Genomic DNA, 11,922 nt, shown 5'->3' with positions numbered 1-11,922 from the left:
TGTTTTCGGGGCGTTGTCTGACGAACTAAAAATTGGATTTACCGGATATTTCAAAGTCAACACAAAATCAAAACTCAGTAACTGACTGATTAGCCACATAACTAGCTGAATCCCGTCCCGACCGGCAATTCGGTACGAACCGTCCGCGTCTTTCCACCAAATCGATTGTGAAGCCCAGCTTTCTTAGCTCCCGACAAACTTTAACATTTAGCACCGCTCACTACCTTCGTCGGATGATCAAAATCGCCTTTTCCGACATCGACGGTACCCTGCTCGATAAGGATCGCCGCATCTCCCCCGCCACCCACCGGGCGGTCGACCGACTTACTAAGCACGACATCCCGTTCGTCCTCATTTCTTCCCGGATGCCGCGGGCGATGACCCACCTTCAGGACGACCTTGGTATTTCCGGCCAGCCCCTGATCGCCTACAATGGTGGTCTGGTCGTCGTCGATGGAAAGACCATCTTTAGCCGAGCCATTCCCATCGGGGCTGTCGCGACCGTTCGTGAACTGAACGAACAATTAAGTTTTTCCACCAGCCTCTACCACGCCGACGAGTGGTACGTGCCCTCGCTTGATCACTACGCAAAGCGCGAAACCCACAACACCCGGACGGAACCGACGGTACGTGCGCTCGGGGATACCATCCGCAGCTGGACCACGCGCGGCATCGGTGCCCACAAGATCATGTGCATGGGGGAGGCCACCCACCTCGACCGAGTTACTAGAGAACTAAAATCCCGCCACCCCGGCAGTTTACACCTTTACCGCTCGAAAGACGACTACCTGGAAATCGCCGCGGCTAGCATCAGCAAGCTCACCGGCATCTCTACGCTGCTTACCCACCACTACCCGAACATAAATCTGAAAGAATGCATCGCATTCGGGGATAATTACAACGACATCGCTATGCTGGCGGGCGTCGGCACCGGTGTAGCCGTTGGAAATGCCCGTCCGGAAGTAAAAGCCGTGGCGGATCACATCGTCGCGGGCAACAAGGACGATGGGGTGGCGGAGGGTCTGGACCGACTCATTAGCTTCCGATAGTTGATTATTTACGTGACTACCGCACGCCAATCAAAAAAACCCCGCACCTGCGACCGCGCCAGCTAAAACCTTTTACGACGGTCCGCGTAAACTAATCGCCACCAAAACCAGCCCCCGCCCATCAATCACCTGAGCAAAGAATCCAGCCCCTACCTTCTCCAGCACGCCCACAACCCCGTCCACTGGCACGCCTGGAACGACGCCGCCCTGGCCCGCGCCGTCCGCGAAGACAAACCCATTCTCGTCAGCATCGGCTACTCGACCTGCCACTGGTGCCACGTGATGGAACGCGAAAGCTTCGAGGACGAAGCAACGGCGGCGCTGATGAACGAGTACTTCGTCTGCATCAAAGTGGACCGTGAGGAACGACCCGACGTCGACCGGATATACATGGAAGCCTGCCAGGCCATCAGCGGAAGCGGCGGTTGGCCCCTGAACGCCTTCCTTTTACCGGATGCGCGCCCTTTCTACGCTGGCACCTACTACCCACCCGTTGCTAAGTACAATCGCCCGAGTTGGAAGGACGTGTTACTGTCTCTTTCCTCTTCCTACCGGGAAAAGCGCGACGAAGTAACCGAGCAGGCAGAACGTCTTACTAAGAACATCGCCGGCGGCGGACTGAAAATGTTGCGCATCGAGCCGGAAGCCAGCGACCATACCGCCTGGCGTACCGCGGTCATGGGGAAGCTCAAGGATGGCCTCGACCCCAGCAACGGTGGTTTTGGCGGGGCGCCGAAGTTCCCGATGAGTCAGTCGCTGGAAGCTATGGTAGCCAATGCCGTACTGCACGGGGAAGGTGTCCACGCCTACGACGCCGGCCAGTCCGCGCTCGCCATGCTGAACGGTGGCATCTACGATCATTTGGGTGGCGGCTTCAGCCGTTACACCGTCGATGCCGCCTGGCGGGTGCCGCACTTCGAAAAGATGCTCTACGATAATGCCTTACTACTCCGCCTGCTGGCTAAGCTGGAAATGACGCAACCTAACCCGCGTTACCGGAAAGCCATTGCCGAAACGACCGCGTGGCTGCAACGGGAAATGTTGCTGCCGTCCGGTGCCTATCGCGCTGCGCTCGACGCGGATAGTGAGGGGATTGAAGGCAAATATTTCGTTTGGCAACTGGAGGAGATCGAAGGTTTGCTACCCGAGGACCAAGCCAAACTCATCGCCGAGTTTTACAACATCACCGAGGCGGGCAACTGGGAAGAAGAGCACACCAATATCCCCTACCGCACCGATTCACTCAAAGTGGTGGCGGACCGACTCGGCCTGCCCCTCGACGTGGCGGAAGCTAAATTAAAAGCCGCCCGTAAAAAGCTGCACGACTATCGCTTCACGACACGCATCCACCCCGGCGAAGACGACAAAGTCATTCTTCAGTGGAATGCCCTCCTCGTCTCCGCCTGGACGTGGTGCTATCGCGCACTGAATGATGGTCAGTACCTGCAACTGGCTGAAGAACTGAATACTAAACTAACTGACTTACTGCATCAAAACGGCGACTGGCACCGCAACTCGACCGGTGGGCAACTGGGGGCACCGGCTTTCCTGGATGACCTCGCGGCCCTGGCCGAGGCGCGGTTGGATTTATTCGACGTCACCTCCGACCTGCCGCACTTGTCTACCGAATTAGTGGGGGGCGCGGTCGTAGAAGCCGGGTCTTCCGACAGAAGCAATGGTGATGGGGCCAAAGAATTACTCAATCGAATCGCCCGTGATTTCGGTAACGAGGATAGCCCGATGTATAACCTCCGCGCCGCCGGAGCGAGCGAGCTACCGGTCGTCAGCGTCGACCTATTCGACAACGCCCTCCCCTCCGGCAACAGCCAAACGATGCACGGTTTCTTACGCCTGTCCCGATTAATGGACGACCCCGAATACTTACAACGCGGCGAAAACATGCTGGCCGCCATGGCGGGTAGTCTGGAACGCTACCCGAGCAGCTTCGGCGGCTGGGTTCATGCGGCGCTGCTCCACGCCGGGGCGGACCGGGAGTTGGTCATCGTCGGCCCCGGGGCGGCGGCGGCGGCGAAACAATTCTTGTCGCGCTACCGACCCGGCCTACTGGTCGCGGCGACCGAAACGGCGAACGACGACCTTCCCTTGTTCCGAAACCGTTACCTTACCGGTGAGTTACGTTTTTACGTTTGTGAAAACCGCGCTTGTCGGGCACCGGTCAGTACGGTAAACGAAGCCTTGCTTTTGCTGGACGGCCCACCAGCGGACACAACAACGTAGACCCTACCAGCATTTTACCACGTATGCGCCAACGTTTACTTTTTCTCGGTCTTCTCACTACGCTCGGCCTCAGTAGCCTGAGTGGCCAGCAACTGTCGCGGTACAGCATGCCCTGGCTGGACGTCGTTCAGTTCAACCCCGCCTACGCTGGCCTGGACAATAGTCTGTCCGTCACCGGAAGTTATCGCTCCCAGTGGAGCAACCTCGAAGGTGCACCGACCGGCCAGCGGTTCAGCGCGCATTTACCGATTTATTTCTTGAGTAGTGGTTTTGGAATTGAGGCGGAGCGGGATGAGATCGGCGCACGAAACCTCACGACTTTCGGTGCTTCTTATAACTACCAAATCGTCCGGGGAAACAGTGTCTTTTCCATTGGCGCATCGGCTCGCTACGAAAGCCTCGGGTTGAACGGTAGCCTGCTGAGAACGTCGGACGGTATTTACGAGGACCCGAATACGATCATCCACAACGATGCACTACTACCGACCGGTGACGTGAGCCAGGGAGCACTTGGCATCGGCGCCGGGGTGTATTACCAGGGGCCTACCGTGGAGGGTGGTGTGTCGGTTAAGAATTTGAACGCACCCGTCATTGGTTTTGAGGGCTTAGACTACACGCTCGGTCGTCAGTACCACGGCTATTTGCGTGCGCGATTCGACGTACTGCGTGCGTGGGAAGTCCTTCCTTTTGCCTACGTCATTAGTGACGGGACGCAAACGCAGGTGAGTGGTGGGGCGAACTTACGGTACCAAGAAAACATCTTTGGGGGGGCTGCGTACCGCTCAGGTGGCAGCGTCAGTCCGGACGCGATTGTCCTTTCGGGCGGGTTCAACCTGAGTGATAAGGTAACGGTTGCTTACGCTTACGACTTGACGCTGTCTGAATTACGCACCGTCAACGACGGGAGCCACGAGATCACGCTTAAATATAATCTCCGTAAGCGCATTGGTGCCGGGGTGCCGCCCCCGATCATTTACTACCCACGGGTAAAGGAATAGTGGTGATAATATGGCCTTACCTTAAAACATATTTACTGCTTGTTCCGTACCTTCGTACGGATAAACCTACTTTAAACAATTATAGCAAGACTGCGGTATTCTAGACACCAGTCCGGGCAGGACACGATTAAAACGTTAAAAGTTGGTTCTCTCGCCAACCCATTAATAATAAGTCACAAATGGCCGGCGTTTCAGAAGGCAGAAACTCAGGCTGAAAAGGTGTAGACCTTATGAGGCCGATGGTAATCCTGAATGGCGCAGCCAAAGTCTCTCTACTTTTGTATCGTACTTTAAATCTTGAGGAAAACTCGGGCCCCTTAATGAAGCAATTTTTCCATCCCCTTCTCGCTTTTTCTCTCTTAGCGATCTGTTTTTCCAGTTGTGGAAGCAGTGAAACCGGAGAACTCCTCGGCGTCTCTGATCGCCCCGACTGGAAAGGCATCTCCCCCTACGGCATGGTGTACGTCCCTTCCGGGACCGCCCACGTAGGCAACTCTGATCAGGACATCACCGGTACTTACATCCAGCGGCCCAAACGAATCACGATCAACGGGTTCTACATGGACGACACCGAGATCAGCAACAATGAGTACCGCCAGTTTATCCACTGGATTCGTGACTCTATCGCCCACGACATGCTGGGTGACTTTGACGAGAACGGCAGCATCGACTGGGAGCTCGAGATTGATTACGAAGACGAAGCACTCGCTGACCTTTACTTGGAAGAGACTTTCGCCGGTCGCCGCCAGGCGAACGTCAATCTTTACGAATACTCCTACAACGACGTTGACTGGAAAGCAGCTTCCCGCGCGCGCCCCGACGGCAACAGTGGCCGTGGCATGAGTGGCTACACCAACACCACCGCAGTAAACATCTACCCCGATACGCTCGTCTGGGTACGGGACTTCTCTTACAGCTACAACGAGCCCATGGCGCGTAGCTACTTCAGCCACCCCGCCTACGACAATTACCCAATCGTCGGTATCGACTGGGGCATGGCCCGCGCTTTTTCCCACTGGCGCACGAGCCTCTGGAACAAGTATAACGATGCGCTGACCGAGGATTTTCGCCTCCCCACCGAATACGAATTTGAGTACGCCGCCCGTGGTGGCCGTGAGCACGCTGCTTATCCCTGGGGTGGCCCTTACGTCCGCAACAGCAAGGGTTGCTTGCTCGCTAACTTCAAGCCCGGCCGTGGTAACTACCCCGACGATGGCGGTGCTTATACCGTTCCGGTAGATGCTTATTACCCGAATGACTTTGGCCTGTACAATATGTCCGGTAACGTTGCCGAGTGGACGGTATCCGCCTTCTTTGAAAACGCTAATAGCTTCGTACACGACTTCAACCCTACCGTTACTTACAATGCTCTGGAAGACGACCCTAAAGGCATGAAGCGTAAGGTCATTCGCGGGGGCAGCTGGAAAGACATCAGCTTTTACTTGCAGTGTGGTACGCGTGACTTCGAATACCAGGATACCACTAAGTCTTACGTTGGCTTCCGGAACGTGCTCTCCTTCACGGGGCGGTCCATCAACGACTTCTAGTAAGATACAAGATTCAACCTACCGGCGGTGGTCCTTACAAAAGGGCTGCCGCTTTTTTTGTGGGTCGGATTTCGAAATTCACTGGCTTATTAGTGACGCCTTAGTTTTCTTCACGAGTGTGGCAAACCGCGCCGGCCGCCTTAGCTTTACCCCAAACTACCACCGCATCAACCGTACGCCCGTCCGTTCCGCTGACGTCAAAGCCCTAGCTTTTGAGCTAGGCTTCTCTTTCGTGGGCGTCGCGAAAGCAGAGCGGATGAAGGAAGAGGAGCGGCGGCTTGAAGATTGGCTTAACCAGGGGCGGCACGGGACGATGCGCTGGATGGAAAATCACTTCGATAAACGCGTCGACCCAACTAAGCTGGTGCCGGGTGCGAAGACGGTCGTGTCGCTCATGTACAACTATTTTCCGGAAGACGACGCGCCGAGCCGCGAAGGCCCTAAAATCAGCCGCTACGCTTACGGGCAGGATTACCACCACGTCATCAGGGCCAAGCTAAAAGAGCTGGTGTGGCGGATCGAAGAACTAATCGGTGCCCCCCTGGATGGCCGCGTATTTGTAGACAGCGCGCCGGTGATGGAACGCGACTGGGCCAAACGCGCCGGCGTGGGTTGGACGGGTAAGAATACCCTGCTCATCAACCCAAAGGCGGGGAGTTACTTTTTTCTGGCCGAGCTGATCTCCGATTTAGACGTAGCCCCCGATCAGCAAATCAAAGATTATTGCGGCACCTGCACGGCCTGCATCGATGCCTGCCCGACGGAGGCCATCAGCCCGCAGGGATATCTACTGGACGGAAGCAAGTGCATCAGTTACCTGACGATTGAGCTGCGGGAGGCCATCCCGGAAGAATTTCGCGGACGGATGGAAGGCTGGGCCTTCGGCTGCGATATTTGCCAGGAGGTCTGCCCCTGGAACCGTTTCAGCAAACCGCACGCGGAACCGGCTTTTTTACCACACCCGGATCTTCCGGCCATGACGCCCGGGGAAACGCGAGAAATGACGGAAGAAGTCTTCCGAAAAGTGTTCCAGAAATCAGCGGTCAAGCGGACGAAATTCGTTGGTTTGCGGCGCAACATCGATTTCCTCAACCCACCGAGTTGATGGCTCGCCAAACGATTCAACTCGCCCTGCTTCTTTACGTACTTGCCTGGGCACCCGCGTGCGCGCCAAACGGACCTACCGAAGAAAAGGCACGGCAACTCAAAGTCGTGATCCTGACCGATTCAACCGCGTGGGTCGATGACCGCATCCGGAAATTAGGGGCTCAATTAGCTAGTGAAGGCGCCCGTGTTTTGTACAGCGGAGACTCTACCGACAGTGCCACTACCCTCACCGCAAGAATTCCCTGGCTATTGCAACCGGGGGTGGACGTCATTTATTACGATACGGCGCTGGCCGGCGAAGGGACGGGCGATAGCGTCGCTAGCGTACTACTGCGCCTGGGGCACCCCGCGGAGTTAATTTTCCTGCCCCTCAGGGAGCCGGAATGAGCACGTAGCCGAGATTAGCGAGCTTTCCGAAGTCCGCAAAACCGAGGCGGACGTAGCCACCGTCACCCCACATTCGTCCAAAGCTGCCGCGCAGTTCAAAGGTTTCGGCGTCGCTATCGTAACCGGTGATGGTGAGGAAATGCGTTTCGACGTTGGGCCCGGAGGGAAGGTAGGTGCCGCCCTGCACCCGGTCGAAGCCGGCCGGCGTAGCTAGTTCGACGAGCACCGGATTGCCACGACTCAAAGCTTTTTTGACCTCGAATATTTTGTTGCGGTCCTTCGTATCGCGCTGAAAGCGGTAGCCGAAGTTGCTGATTTTGACCTTCGGCACGGAATACACCGCGCCGGGGATAACGACGCTGCCGAAGGAAACAATCCCGGCCGAAACCGTGCCTTGGGTCGCGAGAAATCGCAGGCCGTCTTCCATGTTCGGTTGGGTGCCCTGGTTGGCGAGGCTCATCGCGAGGTAGTCCGGGCTCAGGTTTTCCTTGTAGTTGTTGTTGAGGTTGTAATAATATTCCAGGGCGGAGGTGAGCGCGTAGGCCCATTCCATACGCGCGTTCGGTGCTTTGCGGATGGGCATCATGTAGCTTTTAATGTTTTGCCGTAGCAGGTCCGTCGGCGCGGAGCTACCGATGCCGGGCACGTAGAACATCATCTCGTCGAGCGTTTGTCGGTCGGTGATGCCCATCATTTTTTCCGAGTTCTTTTCCTGGGAGTAGTTGTCGGGCGTGGGCGTCTGGGCGCGGACGCAGGTGCAGAGAAAAGTGAGAAAGAGCAAAGCGAAGGAGAAACGCATGGGGGTTTGGGAATGAGTTGGGGGGTGACTGGCCACAGTTTAACGCCGGTATTTAAAGCGCTAGTACGGCGGGCTGATTCTATCTTTAGTGCATAATTTCTGCCATGCCCCGCCCCCGAAAAGTCCGCATCGCCCCTACCCCATCCGGCTATCTGCACCGGGGGAATTTGGCTAATTTTCTGCTCAACGCGGCCCTGGCTGGTCCGTCTGGCGAAACGCTGCTGCGCATCGACGATCTCGACCGGGCGCGCTGCCGGCCGGCTTACCTCGAAGATATTTTCCGCGTAGTTCACAAGTTGGAGTTGAAGGTGACCGAAGGGCCGGTTGACGTGGCCGATTTTGAGCGGTCCTGGTCGCAAAAACACCGGATGAGCATTTACAGTGCTGCACTGGCGGCACTCCGTGATCATCCGCTCGTCTTCGCCTGCCCCTGCACCCGGAAAGAACTGGTTCGGGGTGAGCACGCCTACGGTTGCCGGGAAGGCCGCGTGGAGAAAGACGCGCCGGGGGTCGCCTGGCGGATAAATACGCGCGCGCTTGACCAGCCGGTGATCATACCCGACCTGTACCGGAAAACCCCCTTCACGGTAAATTTGCACGCGGAGATACCGGATTTTGCGGTACGTACAAAGGCGGGTTTACCTAGCTACCAACTCGCCTGCACGGTGGATGACCTACATTTCGACATTACGCACGTCGGGCGGGGCGTGGATTTACTGGCGAGCACGGCGGCGCAGGTGGTGGTTAGTGACTTACTCGGCTACGCACCGCTACTGGAGCGGATTGATTTTGTGCACCACGTACTGGTCACGGCGGCCGGTGGGAAAAAGCTCAGTAAGAGCGCCGGTGCCCAGTCCGCCCCACTCGAACTCACGGCGGAGTTGATCGCGGAAGTCCGACAACTAGTGACCGACTGGACGTCGGCGGCAGAAAAATAGTGCAACGGAGTGGTGTGCAAACTTGGGTGTGACCGCATCAAGCGGTGAAAAAACCCATGGTCAGAATCCTACTCCCCCTGCTGCTTACCGTACTTCATTGCACCGGCGTCCGCGCCCAAGACACCTTGAAGGTCTCTTCCGAAATCAAGGAGGCAACCGTTTTTCTGGAAGGCGCGCAGGTGACGCGGCGAACCACAACCGACATTCCTTCTGGCCGACGCACGTTGGTGTTTACCGGACTGACGACCGACCTCGACCCGCTCAGCGTCCAGGTTAATTCTACGGGCGATGACTTCACCGTCCTGTCCGTCAGCCACCGCCTGAATTTTGGCACGGTTCCGCAGGCCAACTCCGCCACGCGAAAGTTAAGTGAAGAAATTACTGCCCTGGATAAGCAAAAAAATATACTTCAGACGGCCTACCAGATCGCGAAGGACGAAGAACTTTTACTGGCCGCCAACCGGGAAGTCGCCGGTGACGAAAATGGACTGGACGCGGCACAACTCGCCGCGACCGTTACTTTCCACCGGGAACGCCTGACCGCCATCCGCACGCTTTATCTGGAAATTACCGACGAACTAGAGACCATCGACGAGAAACAGGACGCGCTACGTCGCCAAGTAGTGGAAGCCGGCGAGAAAAGCAAGGTAAAAACCACCGCCGAAGTCATCGTCGTCACTGAAGCAGACCGCGCAACGCAAAGCGATTTCACCCTGACTTACTTAGTCCCCAACGCCAGCTGGACGCCCCACTACGACGTGCGGGTAACCGATATTTCCCGCCCGGTAGACCTCCGCTACCGCGCCAAGGTGATGCAGTCCAGCGGCGAAGACTGGACGGACGTCCGCCTTACTCTCAGCACGGGCGACCCGCAGGCGTCGGCCCTCGCCCCCACCCTGTCGACGTGGCGCCTCACGAACGGCAGCCGCCCACCCACTTACCGACCAAACACCGTTGCGGCCACGAATTTTGGCTATCAGACCGTGGCGGGCTACGTAACCGAGCGGGGAGGGATGCCATTGATTGGTGCTTCCGTATTGGTTCGGCGGAAAACCATCGGAACCGTGACCGACATTGATGGTCATTACCAATTGGACCTACCGGATGAAGCTACGGAATTGACCGTTTCTTACACGGGTTACGAAACGACAACCGTACAAATCGCGTCACCACGCCTGGACGTAGTATTATCTGAGTCAGCCAGGCAGTTGGAGGAAGTAGTCGTCACGGGTTACGCGGGTGCCGCGCGCGGAAGGTCAAGTAAGCGCAATCAGCGTAGGAACGAAAAAAATCAATCCGATGAGTTAGCGGGTCGCGCTTCCGGCGTGCAAGTAGCTCCTCCCGCCGCTGCGTCTGCCCCCGTCCCGGTCGCTACCGTACGGAAAGCAACCACGGTTAACTTCGACATCGAGCTGCCCTACACCATCCCGAGCGACGGGGAAGCGCGCGACGTAGACATCCAGCGTTACGAACTACCCGCCACCTACACGCACTTTAGCGTACCCAAGTACGAGGAGGCTGCATTTTTGACGGCGTCCGTCACGAACTGGGAGCAATACGATTTTCTGACCGGCCAGGTTAATTTGTTCTTCGAAGGCACCTACCTGGGCGTATCCCAGCTTGACGTGGATAACACGAGTGATACGCTGAACCTTAGTCTGGGTCGCGACCCGAACGTTATTATCAACCGAGAAGAGACGGACGACTACCGAGCGCGCAACTTCTTCGGTAGCAAGATGAGTGAAAGCCGGGGGTACACCATATCCGTGCGTAATAAGAAGCAGCAGGCAATTACGCTGGTGATTAAAGATCAAGTGCCCGTCAGTGGAGACGAGCAGGTCGACGTGACGCCGGAAGTTAGCAGTCAGGCTGCCCTGGACGATAAAACCGGGTTTGTCACCTGGCGCGTGAACGTGGCATCGAATGTGGAGTGGCGGGATGAATTTGGGTACGTCGTCAAGCACCCACGATCGATGCGCTTGCAACTCGAATAGTCTACGCCACGAATGGCAGGATTACGCCTTGGTGAAGACAAAGTAAACCCAATGTTAACTCCACGTAAACTAAATGACCTATCTTTGTTGTTAGTAAGGTGGTCGTTATTGGCGGCCAGTAGAATTGGGTGTGGCTCGGAATGTTTCGAAGAATACACTGATTAAGTCCAATTCCAACAATCGTAACCCCGGCACCCGGGCAAAAAATACTACCATGGCTAACAAATTATACCGGGAGGAAAGTGGTTTTTCAGAAATCATCACCATCGGTCTCCTCTCCTTAACATTACTCGCACTGCTCATTGCCTCCGGGGTTAACGCATTCACCGAATCGGCCAATCACAACTGGGCGTTGGTGTACGCGGGTGCTGCGCTCATCGTCGGCGGCATTCTGTATTTTCTTTACCGAATGAAAATGAAGCTAGTTGTCAGTGAAAAAGTGATCAAGTTCAAAATGACACCGTTTCACGGTAAATCGCGTAAGATTAAGTGGAAGAACGTGGCCGAGTACGAAGTGATCAAGACTCATCCCCTGGCCCCCAACCACGGTAGCCACCTCGCGTCGAGCGAGCGGAGGTTCAGCCTGAGTGGGCGGAACGGCTTGTCAATTCTGATGACCGACGGTGCCCGCTACTTTATTGGTTGCCGGGACGTGGACCGATTGGAAGAATCTCTGCGAGAATTAGCGGTGTAAATCTCCCCCGGTTCAAACTTTATGCTCAAAAATGGACACTCCGCACGGTAGCGGGGTGTCCATTTTTTTTATGGGAGATAATCGTGGCTCTACTTACGGGGCAGGAAAGCACGTCGGTAGAAGATTTTGTCGGACGTGCCCCTACGGTACAGGATACTCCCTCCGCAACTA

At 56.3% G+C, this 11,922-nt stretch carries 10 protein-coding genes; 9 read left to right on the top strand and 1 reads right to left on the bottom strand.

Features of this window, described 5'->3' with window-relative positions; translation table 11 throughout:
* The first annotated feature begins 233 nt into the window (after positions 1 to 233).
* The 6 genes from GGR27_RS09590 to GGR27_RS09565 all read left to right on the top strand — a co-directional run bounded on the left by GGR27_RS09590 (position 234) and on the right by GGR27_RS09565 (position 7,326).
* Positions 234 to 1,049, top strand: a complete 816-nt coding sequence (locus GGR27_RS09590) for a Cof-type HAD-IIB family hydrolase (protein WP_168037193.1) — start codon at positions 234 to 236, stop codon at positions 1,047 to 1,049.
* 120 nt (positions 1,050 to 1,169) lie between these two features.
* Positions 1,170 to 3,287 carry a thioredoxin domain-containing protein gene (locus GGR27_RS09585; RefSeq protein WP_168037300.1) on the top strand — a complete coding sequence of 706 codons (2,118 nt, stop codon included), beginning with the start codon at positions 1,170 to 1,172 and terminating at the stop codon, positions 3,285 to 3,287.
* Positions 3,288 to 3,310: 23 nt separating this feature from the next.
* Positions 3,311 to 4,285 carry a PorP/SprF family type IX secretion system membrane protein gene (locus tag GGR27_RS09580; RefSeq protein WP_168037192.1) on the top strand — a complete coding sequence of 325 codons (975 nt, stop codon included), beginning with the start codon at positions 3,311 to 3,313 and terminating at the stop codon, positions 4,283 to 4,285.
* A 320-nt stretch (positions 4,286 to 4,605) separates the two neighbouring features.
* The gene (gene porK / locus GGR27_RS09575) at positions 4,606 to 5,832 is read left to right on the top strand and encodes a T9SS ring complex lipoprotein PorK/GldK (RefSeq protein WP_168037191.1); all 1,227 of its coding nucleotides are present in this window, start codon (positions 4,606 to 4,608) and stop codon (positions 5,830 to 5,832) included.
* Positions 5,833 to 5,998: 166 nt separating this feature from the next.
* A complete protein-coding gene (queG, locus tag GGR27_RS09570; protein ID WP_168037299.1) occupies positions 5,999 to 6,937 on the top strand; it encodes a tRNA epoxyqueuosine(34) reductase QueG in 939 nt (312 codons plus the stop codon).
* Positions 6,937 to 7,326: a hypothetical protein gene (locus GGR27_RS09565; protein WP_168037190.1), complete on the top strand. Its 390-nt coding sequence runs from the start codon at positions 6,937 to 6,939 to the stop codon at positions 7,324 to 7,326. Before queG ends, GGR27_RS09565 begins: the two co-directional genes overlap by 1 nt.
* On the opposite strand, the gene GGR27_RS09560 is transcribed toward GGR27_RS09565, so the two are convergent.
* Positions 7,310 to 8,125: a C1 family peptidase gene (locus GGR27_RS09560; protein WP_168037189.1), complete on the bottom strand. Its 816-nt coding sequence runs from the start codon at positions 8,123 to 8,125 to the stop codon at positions 7,310 to 7,312. The two genes, GGR27_RS09565 and GGR27_RS09560, sit on opposite strands and share 17 nt — an antisense overlap.
* 104 nt (positions 8,126 to 8,229) lie before the next feature.
* On the opposite strand from GGR27_RS09560, the gene GGR27_RS09555 reads away from it, so the two are divergent.
* The 3 genes from GGR27_RS09555 (at position 8,230) to GGR27_RS09545 (ending at position 11,751) form a co-directional block, all read left to right on the top strand.
* The gene (locus tag GGR27_RS09555; protein WP_168037188.1) at positions 8,230 to 9,063 is read left to right on the top strand and encodes a glutamate--tRNA ligase family protein; all 834 of its coding nucleotides are present in this window, start codon (positions 8,230 to 8,232) and stop codon (positions 9,061 to 9,063) included.
* 56 nt (positions 9,064 to 9,119) lie between these two features.
* Positions 9,120 to 11,057 (top strand): DUF4139 domain-containing protein, encoded by a 1,938-nt coding sequence (locus tag GGR27_RS09550; RefSeq protein ID WP_168037187.1) that lies wholly within the window; start codon positions 9,120 to 9,122, stop codon positions 11,055 to 11,057.
* Positions 11,058 to 11,271: 214 nt separating this feature from the next.
* Positions 11,272 to 11,751 carry a hypothetical protein gene (locus GGR27_RS09545; protein WP_168037186.1) on the top strand — a complete coding sequence of 160 codons (480 nt, stop codon included), beginning with the start codon at positions 11,272 to 11,274 and terminating at the stop codon, positions 11,749 to 11,751.
* Positions 11,752 to 11,922: the final 171 nt, after the last annotated feature.

Origin of the sequence: Neolewinella antarctica (assembly GCF_011927835.1) — a bacterium.
Taxonomy (GTDB): Bacteria; Bacteroidota; Bacteroidia; order Chitinophagales; family Saprospiraceae; genus Neolewinella; species Neolewinella antarctica.
This window is presented reverse-complemented; position numbering and strand designations above follow the sequence as displayed.

Coding starts and splice junctions, on each gene's coding strand:
- GGR27_RS09590 (WP_168037193.1), top strand. CDS start 234: ATGATCAAAATCGCCTTTTCCGACATCGACGGTACCCTGCTCGATAAG.
- GGR27_RS09580 (WP_168037192.1), top strand. CDS start 3,311: ATGCGCCAACGTTTACTTTTTCTCGGTCTTCTCACTACGCTCGGCCTC.
- porK (WP_168037191.1), top strand. CDS start 4,606: ATGAAGCAATTTTTCCATCCCCTTCTCGCTTTTTCTCTCTTAGCGATC.
- GGR27_RS09565 (WP_168037190.1), top strand. CDS start 6,937: ATGGCTCGCCAAACGATTCAACTCGCCCTGCTTCTTTACGTACTTGCC.
- GGR27_RS09560 (WP_168037189.1), bottom strand. CDS start 8,125: ATGCGTTTCTCCTTCGCTTTGCTCTTTCTCACTTTTCTCTGCACCTGC.
- GGR27_RS09555 (WP_168037188.1), top strand. CDS start 8,230: ATGCCCCGCCCCCGAAAAGTCCGCATCGCCCCTACCCCATCCGGCTAT.
- GGR27_RS09550 (WP_168037187.1), top strand. CDS start 9,120: ATGGTCAGAATCCTACTCCCCCTGCTGCTTACCGTACTTCATTGCACC.
- GGR27_RS09545 (WP_168037186.1), top strand. CDS start 11,272: ATGGCTAACAAATTATACCGGGAGGAAAGTGGTTTTTCAGAAATCATC.